This window comes from uncultured Caulobacter sp., from assembly GCF_937900395.1.
Taxonomy (GTDB): Bacteria; Pseudomonadota; Alphaproteobacteria; order Caulobacterales; family Caulobacteraceae; genus Caulobacter.
Window position 1 is genome coordinate 26,544 of record NZ_CALCDX010000240.1, and the last position, 12,678, is coordinate 39,221.

The following is a 12,678-nucleotide window of genomic DNA, read 5'->3' on the forward strand; positions in this document are numbered from 1 at the left end:
GGGCCTTGTGCCCAGGACCCATGGCGGCGGCGAACTCTCGTTATCCGCAAAAGGTTAGGTTGAAAGACCAGACACACTCGGTAGGCCCCTTGCGGGCTGAGCGATGGGTCCTGGGCACAAGGCCCAGGAAGGCGGGGTTTCTGACGCGAGGGCCTAAAGCCGCCTCGCGCCCAGACTCACCGCGCGGGCCAGGGCCTGGGCGATCTGGGCGTCGGAGCGGACCAGGCCCGACGCCTCGCCGCCCTGGACGTTGATCGTCACCGACATTCCGCCGCCTCCGACCGGCTCGATGCTCCCCGCCGAGGCCGGGCGGAACACCTCCGGCCCGCGCTCGCCGACCAGATAGGCGCCGCCGGGCAGCACCGGGCCGCCGTCGGCGCGCGCTCCAGAAAAGCTCTTCGACAGCGCCTCGCCAAGCCCCCCGCCCTTCAGCGCCGCCCCGGCCGCGCCCAGCACGGCGCGGGCCAGCTCGGCCAGCGACACCTGGCCGTCCGAGGCCGCCCGGGCCAGTGACTTGACCAGCGACGCGCCGGCGCGCGCGAAGGCCTCGTCGATCGAGCGGGCGGCGCGCTCGGCCGGCGCTTTCAGGGCGTCGAGGGCGGCGGCCGCCTCGGCGGCGCGGGCGGGAACAGCCGAAAGGCCGTCTTGGTCGAAGCTCATGCGGGGATCTCCTCGTCAGGATAGCGGACGATCAAGGCGGAGAGGTCGGCGCGGGACAGGACCGGCGCGGGCGCTGCCTCGGTCAGCACGCGCCACTCCTTCAGCGACAGGCGCCAGAAGGCCTCCGGCGGCAGGCCCAGGCTCAGCGCCAGACGCAGCGGCGCGGCCCAGGCGCTCATGCGCAGGCCGCGAGGGCGGCGGCTAGTGCGGAGGCGGCCTCAGGCACGGTGGCGCGCGCGGCGATCTCCGGCGGCTCGCCGCCGCCGTCGAGCAACGCGGCCAGCACGGCGAAGAGGTCGGTCGCGCTGAGCGTGGCGATGCGGTCCGGCAGCTGCGACCAGTCGGCGAGGTTCAGCGCGGCCTCGATGCGGGCCAGGGCGCCGAGCGTCAGGCACAGGCGTCGCGGCGCGCCGGCCAAGGTCACGACGACCTCGCCGCGCGCGGGATTGGGCGGGAGCATGGTTCTTGAACCTCAATAGGCCGTGTCATCCCGGCCGCAGCGCGAAGCGCGGAGAGCCGGGACCCAGGGGCGGCGCGCACGGCGCTTCGTCACCCCCTGGGTCCCGGATAGCCTCTGCGAGGCTTCCGGGATGACACGAGATTTTGCTTTGACGGTCGCCGATCCTAGATCGCCGTGAACGTCACCGCCCCGGCGCTGGCGAGGCTGATCGCGAACGACGCCTCGCCGTCGTGGTCGCCGGCGTATTCCAGCGCCGCGACCAGGAACGGTCCCTCCAGCTGCCCGAAGTCCGGGATCACCAGACGCCAGGTCCGCGCCGACTGGTCGAAGAAGCTCGTCCGCACCTGGGCGTCGGACGCGGCGTCGCGGAAGATGCCCGAGCCCGACACGGCCACGGACTTGATCCCCGCGCCGGCCAGCAGCTCGCGCCAGCGGCCCGCGCTGTCGCTGTCGGTGGCGTCGATGGTCTTGGCGTTGAGGCTGAGCGTGCGGGCGCGCAGGCCCGCGACGGTGTGGAAGGTCGGGGTCTGGGCCCCATCGCTGATCTTCAGCAGCATGTCCTTGCCGGCTTGGGCGGCCATGGTCGTCTCCCGTTCAGAGGTTTTCAGTCACCGCCCGCACGCGGACGATCCCGAGCGTGGTCTCGCGATCGGCGCCGGCGAAGCAGTCGGCGTAGGGGACGCGCAGGTTGACGAGCCGCCGGCCGCTCAGGTTCGGCTTGGCGTCGTGCAAAGCCGCGCGGACGGCGGCGACCAGGGCCCTGGCCTCCTCCGGCCCGCCGAAGCGGCTGGCGCAGGTCAGGGTCAGCAGGTGCTCGACGCCGTCGCCCTCCGACACCGGCCGGCCCTCCGAGCGGGTGACCACGACGCAGGGATAGGTCGGCAGGCGCGGTGCGGTGGCGTAGATCCGCTGGCCGGCGATGGTGGTGACGGCGGGCGCGGCCTTCAGCGTCGCGACCAGGGCGTCGATCAGGGGCTTGTCGGTCACAGCCGCGCCTTTCGGTAAGGGGTCAGCCACGGCTCGACGAGGGCGAGAGAAGGTTCTCCCGCGTCACGATGCTCGTAGGCGTGGGCGACCAGGGTGAGGACGGCCAGGCGCAGGGGCGCGGGGCTAGCGGCCGTCAGGGCGAGGCTCGCGGCGGCCGCGACGCGGGCCTCGGCGGCGTCGATCAGGAGCGTGAGGACGGCGTCCTCCGCCGCATCTGGGACGCGCAGGAACGCCCGGGCCTCGGCCAGGGTGAGGGATTGGGGCATGGGGGGAGGTCCGCTTTCCTTCTCCCCTTGCGGGAGAAGGTGTCGTCGTCAGACGACGGATGAGGGGTCACGCGGACGGATCAGGAGAAACCCCTCATCCGTCCGCTTCGCGGCCACCTTCTCCCGCAAGGGGAGAAGGGAAACCCTAGCTCGCCGCGAACTTCAGCAGCTTGATCGCGTCGAAGTTCTGCACGCCGCCGCCGACGCGCTTGGTGGTGTAGAAGAGGACGTGGGGCTTGGCCGAGTACGGGTCGCGCAGCACGCGGACACCCGCGCGATCAACGATCAGATAGCCCTTCTCGAAGTCGCCGAACGCCACGGCCAGGGCGTTGGCGGCCACGTCCGGCATGGCCTCGATCTCGGTGACCGGGAAGCCCAGCAGCGAGGCCGACTGGCCCGGCTGCAGGGCCGCGTTCCAGATGTAGTTGCCCTGGCTGTCCTTGAACTTGCGCACCGCGCTGACCGTGCGGCGGTTCATCACGAAGCGGCCGTTCTGGCGGTACTGGGTCTTGGTCGCATAGATCAGGTCGATCAGCTTGTCGGTCGGGTTGGAAGCCGCCCAGCCGCCCGCCACGCCCGTCGCCAGATAACCCGTCTGGCCCCAGGTGTAGCTCGCGTCCGGCGCGGCGGTGTAGGCCAAGAGACCCTTGGGCTTGTTCACCCCATCGCCGCTGATGAAGGCCGAGGTCTCCTGGGCGGCGAAGGCGTCCTGGACTTCCTCGGCCAGCCACTCGTCGATGCTGACATAGGCGTCGTCCAGCAGGGCCTGGGTCGCGGCCGGGCTGGCGTAGAGCTCGCCCGCCGGGAAGTCGATCACGTCCAGGGTCGGGGCCGTGGTCTCGGGCCGCGCGGCGGTCTCGGCCACCCAGGCGGCGGCCAGGCCCGTCGGCGAGACCGGCTTTCGGAAGGTCCCGGCGCCGATGGTGCGGACCTGGCAGATCTCGCGCATCGGCGAGGTGGCGGCCAGGCGACGCAGGATCAGGCGCTCCAGCTCCGGCGGGGCGACATAGCCGCCGGCCGTGGCCGTGCCTTCCGACAGACCCTTGGCCTCGAGCAGCGCGGCGGGTGTCTCGCCGGTCTTCACATAGCGGTCGAAGGCGGCCTTGCGCTCGTCCACGCTGGCGACCGGCGCCTCGCCGCCGAGGGCGGGGCGACGCAGGTCCGACATCAGGCGGTCCAGGCGGTCCTGGGCGCGCGAGACGGCCTCGTCGATGCGGCCGACCTTCTCCTCCAAGAGGACGTCGGCCCGCTTGGTCTCGATGGCCGCCAGGCGCGCGTCGTTGGCGGCCTTGAAGCTCTCGAACGCGGTCAGGACGTCAGCCAGCGCCGCGCGGGCCTCGGGCGAGGCCGCGTGTTTGGTTTCCTTCATGGGGTTCTCCGAAAGAGGTGACAGATGCTCCCCCGCGATGCGGGGGAGCTGTCGGCGAAGCCGACTGAGGGGGCTAACTGGACGATGCCGAGCTCGCCCCCTCCGGCCCTCTGGGCCACCTCCCCCGCGTCGCGGGAGAGGATCTCCTATTGCCAGCCTCGCGCCTTCACGCGACGCTGACGCCATGCCCGACCGCGCCACGCCGAATCTTCCGTCCAGCGACTTCGACGCGACCGAGAGCTTCTACGCGGCCCTCGGCTTCGAGCGGGTCTCGCGCGACCCAGGCTGGATGGTGCTGGAGCGCGGCCGGCTCATGCTGGAGTTCTTCCCGTTTCCCGGCCTGAAGCCGGCCACCAGCAACTTCGCCTGCTGCCTGCGGCTGGACGACCTGGAGGGCTTCTACGCGGTCTGCCAGGCGGCCGGGATCGAAGAGAAGACCGGAGGCTTTCCCCGCCTGCACCCGCCCGGCGACAAGAAGATCATGGCCGCCCTGATCGACCCGGACGGCACCCTGCTCAGGCTGATCCGGAACTGAGGGTCGTGCTGGGGTTTACGGCTTTAGAACGCGCTATCCTGGACGCCTATGAAGGCATTTACGGCGCCAACGAACCTCGCCTTGCCAGACAGATCGCCGCCGCTCGTCCGGCCTCTCGCGAGAACACCGGCGCCGGCTTTCACACATACCTGACCGTCGATCGAACGGCCTGTGAGAAGATCGTCGCTGGGGGACCGCTGGGCGATCACTATATGCATATCGAAGGCATGGAGCATGGCGTCGGGATTCTGCTGTTCTTCTCGGAAGGCTATCTCAACGAGATCGACGGCTATTCCACGGCTGGCGAGGATACGAGCGCCATCGACTTTACCACCACCGCCTTCGGCCCGCTGACTGAGCTCATCGTGCCGACAGCTGAAGCCGAGCGCCCGGCAGCATCGGGAAGGTGACGATCGACACCTCCCAGAGCTCGACGCGGCTGAGCACGCGCAGGCGACCTTGCGTCCGCGCCTTCACCTGGCGAAAGCCGATCGACAGGCCGTCCAAGGCGCCGGCCTCGACCAGGGCGGCCACGAGGCGACCGCGCGGCGTGGTTCGCAGAATGCGGCCGCGCACGAACAGCCCCTTGGCGTCCTCGACCACCGCGTCCCAGACGCCGATCGGCTCTGCCTCGTCGTGCTGGTGCAACATCTTGACCGGCGCGCCGGCCGCCAGGCTCTCGGCGAAGGCCCCGGCGGCGGTGACGTCGTCATTGAGGTCGCGGGTCCAGAACAGGGACGCGTAGCCTTCGATAGAAAGATGATCGGACAAGGAACAGGCCTTTCCTTTTCTGCGCCTTCCCAGGGCTTGTCCCTGGGACCCAACGTTCCGCCGACGCGGCGTGCGGCAGGCGCGGCGCGAGCGGCGGCATGGGTCCTCGCCACGAGGGCGAGGAAGGCGGGTTATTGGGAGGAGCGGCTAGCGCGAGCGCTCCAGCTTGGCTTCGATGCGGTTCAGCGACTGGCGGGTGGCGTCGGCCTGGGCTTCGAGACGCGCCAGGCGCTCGGCCACCGGGGCCTGGGCCTCGAGCCGGCGCTGCATCTCGTCGATCCGCGCCGAGGCCTTGCCGGCCCACAGCAGAGCGGCGGCGGCTTGGATGGCGACGGCGACCAGCACGGCGGCGGAGACCTGGCGGTCCAGCCGCCAGCGGGTGACCGGGCCGCTCAATGCTCCAGCCCCGCCAGCCGCCGGCGCTCGGCGTCGGTCAGGAAGGAGGCCGTCTCCAGCCGGCTCCACAGGGCGTCGCGCTCGGCCGACAGGGCCGGGACGGCGTCGAGGTCGGGGGCGATCCGCGCGCCGGGGAACTTCGCGGCCAGCCAGGCGGTCAGGGCGCGCGCCGCCCGCTCGGCCAGCGGAACCACCGTGCTGCGCCAGAAGGCGGCGTTGGCCTCGCGGTAGTTGGCGTAGGTGTTGTCGCCGGGGATGCCGAGCAGCTGCGGCGGAACCCCGAACGCCAGGGCGATCTCGCGGGCGGCGGCGTGCTTGCCCTGCGTGAAGTCCATCTCGGCCGGCGTCAGCGACATGGCCCGCCAGTCGAGGCCGCCTTCCAGCAAGAGCGGCCGACCGGCGTTGGCGGCCCCGGAGTGCGCGTTGGCCAGCTCGGTCTTCAGCCGGTCGAACTGCTCGTCGGTCAGGCGGTCGCCGGCGTCCTTGCTGGAGTAGACCAGCGCGCCCGAGGGCCTCGCCGAGTTGTCCAGCAACGCCTTGTTCCAGGCGCTGGAGGCGTTGTGCACGTCGATCGCGAAGGCGGCGGCTTCGAGCGGCGAGAAGCCGTAGTGGTCGTTGGTCGGGTTGAACAGCTTGAGGTGCAGCACCGGCAGCCAGCCGTCGCCGTCGCGCCCGATCCGGACCGTGCGCCCGGCGGCTTGATAGTCATAGGCCAGCGGCCAACCGCGCGGTCCCGGGACCACGGTCATCCGGTCGGGGCGCAGGGCGTAGAGCTCGCCAATGGACCTATTCTCCCGAGCGTCGCCGGCCGCTTCCAGATAGGCGTTGCCGGCCACCTGCAGATTGCCGAAGAACGCCTCCATCAGATCCGGACCGCCCTGCTCGGGATTGGGCCGATCCAGCAGGCGCTTGAGCGGATGGTCGTCGGCGCGGCGGCCGTCGACGAAGACCGCCAGCGGCGTCGCGGCGGCGGCCTCGGCGATCATCCGCACGCAGCGATAGGCCACCGGGTTCTTGCCGAACCCCTCGGCGGCGAGCGCGCCATAGTCCCGCGGCGTCCACTGAGGGCGGCCGCCCGTGGTCAACGCGATCAGCCGCGCGACGCGGGAGTCCTTGCGCTCGGGCGGGCGCGGTTTGGGGAAGAGCATGGCGGGAGCTCCAGTGGGCGCGAGTTGAGAACGAATAGGGAACAATGTAGGGTGGTGGAGAAGGCGCGAAGGCCTCCAAAGATCCTCCCCCGCGATGCGGGGGAGGTGTCGCGGAGCGACGGAGGGGGCGAGCACGGGAGAAGCTAATGAGACCTCCCCTCGCGCAGCGTCTGACGGCACAGCGCTTCCGAACAGAGCTGACGTTGCCCGAAGGCTTGCTTTGGCAGAGATTGAAGGGCCGAAAAATCGCCGGCCTACACTTTCGCCGACAGCATCCCCTTGGACCTTACATTCTCGATTTCTACTGCGAGGAGATGCGCCTAGCCGTCGAGGTCGATGGCGAAGCGCATTGCTTCGATGACCGACCTCGCAGGGACGCTGCGCGAGATGCGTGGCTGATCGATCGGGGAGTCATCACGCTACGCATCCCGGCGCGTGACATTCTCGCATCGCCGGAGACGGCGGTGGGGCGAATACTGGATCAAGTCAGCGCTCGCCCCCTCCGGCCCTCTGGGCCACCTCCCCCGCATCGCGGGGGAGGATCTTGAGCGTTACTGACCCTCAAAGCGCCCTCAGCCTCGGCCGCCTCTCCGGCCCCAGCATCAGCTCACTCACCGCCCAGACCAGGGCGTCCGCGCGGTCGGGGCTGTGTTCAAGGTCGCCGGAGCCGAGGGCCATCAGCTCCTCCTCAAGCGCCGTGAACGACCCGCAGTGCAGCACCCGGCCCTGTTCGTAGAGCGCCGCCACCGGTTCGGCCCGCGCGCGCTTGCCCACGCTCGCCCGCACCAGCTTCACCCGGCAGGGCGGGTCGGCCTGGGCGAGCACCGAGCGGACCATGTCGCCGCCCTGGTTGGCCTCGGCCACGAGGGCGTCGGCGTTCCAGAGCCTCGCGGCCGCCACCGCCCTCGCCGCCCAAGCCGCCGGGGACAGCCCCCGCGCGGTCTCGTCGGCCAGGACGAAGGCGCGGTCGTCGCGGCGGGCGACCACCACGATGCCGCAGGCGTCGCCGCCGGCGGTGGCGGGCGGGTCGACGGCGACGACCACGCGGTCCAGGCGCGCCGGTCGCGCGGCGCGGCAGCGCGCCAGGTCCTCGGCGCGGAACAGGCCTCCGTCGGTCTCGACGATCACCCCGTCCAGCTCCTGGGCGGCCAGGCGGGTTCCGCCGTAGAGGCTGTCCAGCGTCCGCAGGAAGGCGGGCGCCAGGTTGCCGGCGTTGGCGGCCGTGCCGGCGCGGGTCAGGGAGACGCCGGGCTCGGCCATCAACACCTTGAGCGCCCGATGGGGCTTGGGCGTCGTGGTCACGACCAGTCGCGGATCGGTCCCCAGGCGTAGGCCGAAACGCAGCATGGCCAGGGTGTCGCCGGGCTTGGGCCAGGCGCAGAACTCGTCGGCCCAGGCGGCGTGGAACTGAGGGCCGCGTAGACTGTCGGGGTCCTCGGCCGAGAACGCGTAGGCGCAGGCGCCGTTGGGCCAGACCAGGCGCCGGCGAGAGGCTTCCCAGCGGGGGCGGAACGCCGGCCCACCCATCGCCTTGAGGCCCGATGGCCCCTCGATCATCACCTCGCGCACATCGTGCAGCGTGGGCCCGACCAGGGCGAGGTTGGGATAGGCCAGCGCGTTCAAAGTGATCCATCGAGCGCCCGCGAAGGTCTTGCCGGCGCCGCGTCCGCCCAGCATCAGCCAAGTGGACCAAGGCTCGCGATGCGGCGACATCTGGTGCTTCAGCGGATCGGCCTGGACCGCGCTAAGCAGGCGCTGCTGGTCCTCCTTCACCAGAAGCGACGCCGCCTGCGCCAGCGTCCTGATCATCTTGTTCTTTGAGCTCGAGCAGCTCAGCGAAGCGAGTGAAGCGGGCGACAAGAGCGGCCTGAAGTTCTTCGGGATCGTCCGGGATGCCATCATGCATGGAGGCCTCGTCGTCATCGGCCGCCTCGGCGGCGGCGGGCTTGGTCTTGGGTTCGGGGACCATCGTCGCCACCGCCTTGGCCGACCGGGCGAAGACGCCGCAGATGCGGGCGTCCTTCTCGATCTGGGCTTTCTCGGCGGGGTCGTCGGTGGCTTCGAAGGCGGCGATGAGTTCATCCATCTTCGCCGTGAGGCGGCCCTGCAGCGTCTCGCTCCAGGTCCGGACCTCGTCGCTATTTCCGGCCATGACACAAAGATACGGCGCCAGCGGACGCGGATGATCCAGAAGCCTGTAAAAGTGACAAGTCGTTGATTTAGCGCGACTCCATCTCGTCTATGCCGAGCATACAGCGGGCTGAACGCCCGTACTTGCCCCCGCGGGCGGCTCGACAGCGGCGCGCGCGCCGGCCACCTTGGCGAAAAAAGGGGAGAGAGCATGATCGACCTGACCGGAAGGACCGTCCTGGTCACCGGCGCCTCGTCCGGCATCGGGGCGCACCTGGCCCGCCGGGCCGCCGCCGCCGGAGCCAAGGTGGCGCTGGCCGCGCGCCGCGCCGACCGGCTCGAAGCCCTGGTCGCCGAGATCGGCGCCAATGCGGCGGCCTTTTCGATAGACGTCGAGGACGAGGGCTCGATCATCGCCGGCTATGACGCCATCAGCGACCGCCTGGGCGCGCCGGACACGGTGATCGCCAACGCCGGGATCAATATCCAGGGCTCGGCCCTCGACATCGAGGCGACCGACTTCGACAAGGTGATGGGGGTCAACACCCGCGGCGTGTTCCTGACGGCCCGCGAGGGAGCGCGGCGGATGATCCGGGCGGGTTCCGAGCAGTCGGGGCGCGGACGGATCCTGCTGGTCGCCTCGATCGGGGCGCACAAGGTGCTGCCCGGCGTGACCGCCTACTGCGCGTCCAAGGCCGCCACGGCCATGATGGGCAAGAGCCTGGCCCGCGAGTGGGCCCGCAAGGGGATCAACGTCAACGTCCTCTGCCCCGGCTATATCCGCACCGAGCTGAACAGCGACTGGTTCGACACCGAGGGCGGCGCGCGGCTGGTCGGAAGTTTCCCCCGCAAGCGGCTGATGGACGAGGACGACCTGACCGGAACGGCGCTCTACCTGTGCTCCGACGCCGCGCGAGCGGTGACGGGGAGCGTGTTCACCGTGGACGACGGGCAGTCGCTGTAGAAGATGCTCCCCCGCGATGCGGGGGAGCTGTCGCTCCCGCGTCGCGCGAAGCGCGCGCCCGAGGATAAACTCCGCGACTGAGGGGGCGAGCACCGTGATGGCCGAGCTTGCCCCTCCGGCCCTCTGGGCCACCTCCCACGCGTTGCGGGGGAGGAACATCACCCTTGGCGCCTGCGCCAAACCGGGCTTCAAAGCCCCCTTCGGGAACGGCCGCGGACAGCTTCGCGCTGAAAGCCGGATCGCGCGCATGGACTTGTCATGTTAGCGCTCCCATCTATAGCGATCGCAACGACAACACTTGCAGGACGACCAAAGTGCATCTGACCGGCCAGCTTCTGATCGGCGGCGAAAGCCGCAAGGGGACCAACGGCGAGATCAAGGGCGTCAATCCGGCGACCGGCGAGATCCTGGAGCCCGCGTTCGGCGGCGCGACCAAGGCCGACGTCGACGCGGCCGCCGCCCTGGCGCACGAGGCCTTCGCCAGCTACCGCGCCCTGCCCTACGAGACCCGCGCGACCTTCCTGGAGACGATCGCCGAGCACATCGAGGCGATCGGCGATGATCTGATCGTCCGCACCATGGCCGAGACAGGCCTGCCCCGCCCGCGCCTGGAAGGCGAACGCGGCCGCACGGTCGGCCAGCTGCGCCTGTTCGCCAGTGTGCTGCGCGACGGCGGCTTCCTGGAAGCCCGCATCGACCCGGCCCTGCCGGACCGCAAGCCGCTGCCGCGTCCGGACCTGCGCCTGCGCAACGTGCCCCTGGGTCCCGTGGCCGTGTTCGGCGCATCGAACTTCCCGCTGGCCTTCTCGGTGGCCGGCGGCGACACCGCCTCGGCCCTGGCCGCCGGCTGCCCGGTCATCGTCAAGGCCCACCCCGCCCACCCCGGCGCCTCGGAGCTGGTCGGCCGCGCCATCCAGAGCGCCGTCGCCGCCTGCGGCCTGCACCCGGGCGTGTTCTCGATGATCCACGACAGCGGCTATGAGGTCAGCCAGGCCCTGGTCGCCGATCCCCGTGTCAAGGCCGCCGGCTTCACCGGCTCGCGCCGCGGGGGCCTCGCTTTGCTCGCCATCGCCCAGGGCCGCCCCGAGCCGATCCCGTTCTACGCCGAGATGAGCAGCATCAATCCGGTGATCATGCTGCCCGCCGCCCTGAAGGCGCGCGGCCCGGCGATCGCCCCGGACTTCGTGGCCGCCCTGACCCTGGGCGCGGGCCAGTTCTGCACCAATCCCGGCCTGATCCTGGCGATCGACGGCCCTGAACTGGACGCCTTCATCGAGGCCGCCGGCAAGGCGGTCGAGGCCGCCCCGGCCTCGGTCATGCTGACCCCCGGCATCTGCAAGGCCTTCGCCCATGGCGTCGCGGCCCTCAGCGAAGCCAAGGAAGTGACCACCGTCGCGCGCGGCGTCCCCGGTCCGGACGGCAGCCACACCGGCCGCGCGGCCCTGTTCAGCGTCGCGGCCAAGGATTTCCTGGCCAATCCGCACCTGCACGAGGAAGTGTTCGGCGCCGCCTCGGTCGTGGTCCGCGCCACCGACCAGGCCGAGCTGGAGAAGGTGGTCGCCGCCGTCGAGGGCCAGCTGACCATCGCCATCCACATGGACGAGGCTGACCACGGCATCGCCGCCGCCCTGCTGCCGACCCTGGAGCTGAAGGCCGGCCGCATCCTGGTCAACGGCTTCGGCACCGGTGTCGAGGTGGCCCCGGCCATGGTCCACGGCGGCCCGTTCCCGGCCACCAGCGACGGCCGCACGACCTCGGTGGGCACCCTGGCCATCGCCCGCTTCCTGCGCCCGGTCAGCTACCAGAACCTGCCGGAAGCCCTGCTGCCGGCCGAGCTGAAGACCGACAACCCGCTGGGCATCGCCCGGCGGGTCGATGGGAAGGTGAAGGTGGGGTGAGGACGGATTAGGATCCTCCCCCGCGATGCGGGGGAGGTGGCCCGGAGGGCCGGAGGGGGCTAGCTCGGACTAAGCAGCACTTGCCCCCTCAGTCGCTCGGCGACAGCTCCCCCGCATCGCGGGGGAGCATCTTTTCCACCCAAACACTTAAGCAATCACTTGACTATATACCCTCCCCACGATACTTAACCTCATGCCTAACCAACAGCCCTCGCTCGATCTGATGTTCCAGGCCCTCGCGGACCCCGCGCGGCGGAGCATGGTCGAGCGGCTCAGCCGAGGCCCCGCCTCGGTGAGCGAGCTGGCCCGGCCGCTGGACATGTCGCTGCCGGCGGTCATGCAGCACCTGGCCATGCTGGAGGCGGGCGGGATCGTGACGTCGGAGAAGATCGGCCGGGTGCGCACCTGCCAGATCCGTTCCGAGGCCCTGTCGCTGGCCGAACAATGGATCAACCAGAGGCGCACCCAGTGGGAACAGCGCCTCGACCGGCTGGGGGCGTTTCTCGCGGCCGAGGAAGAGGAAACGAAATGACCCAACGCAGCGCCATCCACGCCACCTTCGTCGTCGAGCGGGTCTACGCCGCCTCGCCCGCCCGGGTGTTCGCCGCCTTCGCCGATCCGGAGAAGAAGGCCCAGTGGTTCCACGGCCCCGAGGAATGGGGCCCGCCGGAGAGCGGCATGGATTTCCGCGTCGGCGGCGAGGACTACGCCGTCAGCCGCCCGCCGGGCGAGCTGCCCCACCACTTCCGCAGCCGCTACCACGACATCGTTCCGAACGAGCGGATCGTCTACACCTACTGGATGCACCACGGCGAGAACCTGGCCTCGGTGTCGGTCTCGACCATCGAGGTGCGGCCGGAAGGCGCCAAGACCCGCCTGGTCATCACCGAGGTCGGGGTGTTCCTGGACGGCTACTACAGCCCCGCAGGCCGCGAGGACGGCACGCGCCAGCTGATGGAACAGATCGTTCCGATCGTGGAGGGGTGAGAATGGATCCTCCCCCGCGATGCGGGGGAGGTGGCCCAGAGGGCCGGAGGGGGCTAGCTCGGCGGGCTTCCAGTTCGCCCCTTCAGTCGCTCCGCGACAGCTCCCCC

The 12,678-nt window shown here is 70.6% G+C and carries 18 protein-coding genes and 2 pseudogenes; 8 read left to right on the forward strand and 12 right to left on the reverse strand.

Features of this window, described 5'->3' with window-relative positions; translation table 11 throughout:
- Positions 1 to 153: 153 nt before the first annotated feature.
- From Q0379_RS21755 to Q0379_RS21765, 3 genes are read right to left on the reverse strand one after another with little or no spacing between them, the layout of a single operon-like run.
- A complete protein-coding gene (locus Q0379_RS21755; protein ID WP_299016666.1) occupies positions 154 to 660 on the reverse strand; it encodes a phage tail tape measure protein in 507 nt (168 codons plus the stop codon).
- Positions 657 to 839: a phage tail assembly chaperone gene (locus Q0379_RS21760; RefSeq protein ID WP_299016667.1), complete on the reverse strand. Its 183-nt coding sequence runs from the start codon at positions 837 to 839 to the stop codon at positions 657 to 659. Before Q0379_RS21760 ends, Q0379_RS21755 begins: the two co-directional genes overlap by 4 nt.
- Complete coding sequence (locus Q0379_RS21765) at positions 836 to 1,120, reverse strand: GTA-gp10 family protein (protein WP_299016668.1); 285 nt, start codon at positions 1,118 to 1,120, stop codon at positions 836 to 838. The genes Q0379_RS21760 and Q0379_RS21765 overlap by 4 nt, the downstream gene beginning before the upstream one ends.
- 5 nt (positions 1,121 to 1,125) lie before the next feature.
- On the opposite strand from Q0379_RS21765, the pseudogene Q0379_RS21770 reads away from it, so the two are divergent.
- Positions 1,126 to 1,228, forward strand: a pseudogene (locus Q0379_RS21770) (hypothetical protein); the annotation flags it as partial.
- Positions 1,229 to 1,284: 56 nt separating this feature from the next.
- Here Q0379_RS21770 and Q0379_RS21775 read toward each other — a convergent pair.
- The 4 genes from Q0379_RS21775 to Q0379_RS21790 all read right to left on the reverse strand — a co-directional run bounded on the left by Q0379_RS21775 (position 1,285) and on the right by Q0379_RS21790 (position 3,742).
- Positions 1,285 to 1,701: a phage major tail protein, TP901-1 family gene (locus Q0379_RS21775; RefSeq protein ID WP_299016669.1), complete on the reverse strand. Its 417-nt coding sequence runs from the start codon at positions 1,699 to 1,701 to the stop codon at positions 1,285 to 1,287.
- Positions 1,702 to 1,714: 13 nt separating this feature from the next.
- Complete coding sequence (locus Q0379_RS21780) at positions 1,715 to 2,107, reverse strand: DUF3168 domain-containing protein (RefSeq protein WP_299016671.1); 393 nt, start codon at positions 2,105 to 2,107, stop codon at positions 1,715 to 1,717.
- The gene (locus tag Q0379_RS21785) at positions 2,104 to 2,373 is read right to left on the reverse strand and encodes a head-tail connector protein (RefSeq protein WP_299016672.1); all 270 of its coding nucleotides are present in this window, start codon (positions 2,371 to 2,373) and stop codon (positions 2,104 to 2,106) included. The genes Q0379_RS21780 and Q0379_RS21785 overlap by 4 nt, the downstream gene beginning before the upstream one ends.
- 145 nt (positions 2,374 to 2,518) lie before the next feature.
- A complete protein-coding gene (locus tag Q0379_RS21790; protein WP_299016675.1) occupies positions 2,519 to 3,742 on the reverse strand; it encodes a phage major capsid protein in 1,224 nt (407 codons plus the stop codon).
- 184 nt (positions 3,743 to 3,926) lie between these two features.
- Between Q0379_RS21790 and Q0379_RS21795 the strand changes: the two genes are divergently transcribed.
- Positions 3,927 to 4,277, forward strand: a complete 351-nt coding sequence (locus Q0379_RS21795) for a bleomycin resistance protein (RefSeq protein ID WP_299016678.1) — start codon at positions 3,927 to 3,929, stop codon at positions 4,275 to 4,277.
- Positions 4,278 to 4,282: 5 nt separating this feature from the next.
- Positions 4,283 to 4,687 carry a hypothetical protein gene (locus Q0379_RS21800; protein WP_299016680.1) on the forward strand — a complete coding sequence of 135 codons (405 nt, stop codon included), beginning with the start codon at positions 4,283 to 4,285 and terminating at the stop codon, positions 4,685 to 4,687.
- On the opposite strand, the gene Q0379_RS21805 is transcribed toward Q0379_RS21800, so the two are convergent.
- The 3 genes and pseudogenes from Q0379_RS21805 to Q0379_RS21815 all read right to left on the reverse strand — a co-directional run bounded on the left by Q0379_RS21805 (position 4,638) and on the right by Q0379_RS21815 (position 6,675).
- Complete coding sequence (locus Q0379_RS21805; RefSeq protein WP_299016682.1) at positions 4,638 to 5,048, reverse strand: HK97 family phage prohead protease; 411 nt, start codon at positions 5,046 to 5,048, stop codon at positions 4,638 to 4,640. The genes Q0379_RS21800 and Q0379_RS21805 overlap by 50 nt on opposite strands.
- Before the next feature lie 147 nt (positions 5,049 to 5,195).
- Positions 5,196 to 5,444, reverse strand: coding sequence for a hypothetical protein (locus tag Q0379_RS21810; protein WP_299016684.1), 249 nt, complete (start codon positions 5,442 to 5,444; stop codon positions 5,196 to 5,198).
- Positions 5,441 to 6,675: pseudogene (locus Q0379_RS21815) on the reverse strand (phage portal protein). The gene Q0379_RS21810 and the pseudogene Q0379_RS21815 overlap by 4 nt, the downstream one beginning before the upstream one ends.
- A gap of 63 nt (positions 6,676 to 6,738) precedes the next feature.
- Between Q0379_RS21815 and Q0379_RS21820 the strand changes: the two are divergent.
- The gene (locus tag Q0379_RS21820) at positions 6,739 to 7,140 is read left to right on the forward strand and encodes a DUF559 domain-containing protein (protein WP_299016687.1); all 402 of its coding nucleotides are present in this window, start codon (positions 6,739 to 6,741) and stop codon (positions 7,138 to 7,140) included.
- A 13-nt stretch (positions 7,141 to 7,153) separates the two neighbouring features.
- On the opposite strand, the gene Q0379_RS21825 is transcribed toward Q0379_RS21820, so the two are convergent.
- Both Q0379_RS21825 and Q0379_RS21830 read right to left on the reverse strand, forming a co-directional pair.
- Positions 7,154 to 8,452 (reverse strand): terminase family protein, encoded by a 1,299-nt coding sequence (locus Q0379_RS21825; RefSeq protein WP_299016690.1) that lies wholly within the window; start codon positions 8,450 to 8,452, stop codon positions 7,154 to 7,156.
- Positions 8,337 to 8,744: a hypothetical protein gene (locus Q0379_RS21830; protein ID WP_299016693.1), complete on the reverse strand. Its 408-nt coding sequence runs from the start codon at positions 8,742 to 8,744 to the stop codon at positions 8,337 to 8,339. Before Q0379_RS21830 ends, Q0379_RS21825 begins: the two co-directional genes overlap by 116 nt.
- A gap of 189 nt (positions 8,745 to 8,933) precedes the next feature.
- Between Q0379_RS21830 and Q0379_RS21835 the strand changes: the two genes are divergently transcribed.
- From Q0379_RS21835 to Q0379_RS21850, 4 genes are all read left to right on the forward strand, one after another.
- Positions 8,934 to 9,686: an SDR family oxidoreductase gene (locus tag Q0379_RS21835; protein ID WP_299016694.1), complete on the forward strand. Its 753-nt coding sequence runs from the start codon at positions 8,934 to 8,936 to the stop codon at positions 9,684 to 9,686.
- A gap of 314 nt (positions 9,687 to 10,000) precedes the next feature.
- Positions 10,001 to 11,584, forward strand: coding sequence for an aldehyde dehydrogenase (NADP(+)) (locus Q0379_RS21840; RefSeq protein ID WP_299016696.1), 1,584 nt, complete (start codon positions 10,001 to 10,003; stop codon positions 11,582 to 11,584).
- A gap of 193 nt (positions 11,585 to 11,777) precedes the next feature.
- Complete coding sequence (locus Q0379_RS21845) at positions 11,778 to 12,116, forward strand: metalloregulator ArsR/SmtB family transcription factor (protein WP_299016698.1); 339 nt, start codon at positions 11,778 to 11,780, stop codon at positions 12,114 to 12,116.
- Positions 12,113 to 12,571 (forward strand): SRPBCC family protein, encoded by a 459-nt coding sequence (locus Q0379_RS21850; RefSeq protein ID WP_299016700.1) that lies wholly within the window; start codon positions 12,113 to 12,115, stop codon positions 12,569 to 12,571. The genes Q0379_RS21845 and Q0379_RS21850 overlap by 4 nt, the downstream gene beginning before the upstream one ends.
- Positions 12,572 to 12,678 lie beyond the last annotated feature (107 nt).

Bases quoted from the DNA above. Each gene is read 5' to 3' on its own strand.
- Q0379_RS21820 (WP_299016687.1), top strand. From the start codon at position 6,739: ATGAGACCTCCCCTCGCGCAGCGTCTGACGGCACAGCGCTTCCGAACA.
- Q0379_RS21845 (WP_299016698.1), top strand. From the start codon at position 11,778: ATGCCTAACCAACAGCCCTCGCTCGATCTGATGTTCCAGGCCCTCGCG.
- Q0379_RS21760 (WP_299016667.1), bottom strand. From the start codon at position 839: ATGAGCGCCTGGGCCGCGCCGCTGCGTCTGGCGCTGAGCCTGGGCCTG.
- Q0379_RS21850 (WP_299016700.1), top strand. From the start codon at position 12,113: ATGACCCAACGCAGCGCCATCCACGCCACCTTCGTCGTCGAGCGGGTC.
- Q0379_RS21765 (WP_299016668.1), bottom strand. From the start codon at position 1,120: ATGCTCCCGCCCAATCCCGCGCGCGGCGAGGTCGTCGTGACCTTGGCC.
- Q0379_RS21755 (WP_299016666.1), bottom strand. From the start codon at position 660: ATGAGCTTCGACCAAGACGGCCTTTCGGCTGTTCCCGCCCGCGCCGCC.
- Q0379_RS21795 (WP_299016678.1), top strand. From the start codon at position 3,927: ATGCCCGACCGCGCCACGCCGAATCTTCCGTCCAGCGACTTCGACGCG.
- Q0379_RS21830 (WP_299016693.1), bottom strand. From the start codon at position 8,744: ATGGCCGGAAATAGCGACGAGGTCCGGACCTGGAGCGAGACGCTGCAG.
- Q0379_RS21775 (WP_299016669.1), bottom strand. From the start codon at position 1,701: ATGGCCGCCCAAGCCGGCAAGGACATGCTGCTGAAGATCAGCGATGGG.
- Q0379_RS21835 (WP_299016694.1), top strand. From the start codon at position 8,934: ATGATCGACCTGACCGGAAGGACCGTCCTGGTCACCGGCGCCTCGTCC.
- Q0379_RS21790 (WP_299016675.1), bottom strand. From the start codon at position 3,742: ATGAAGGAAACCAAACACGCGGCCTCGCCCGAGGCCCGCGCGGCGCTG.
- Q0379_RS21785 (WP_299016672.1), bottom strand. From the start codon at position 2,373: ATGCCCCAATCCCTCACCCTGGCCGAGGCCCGGGCGTTCCTGCGCGTC.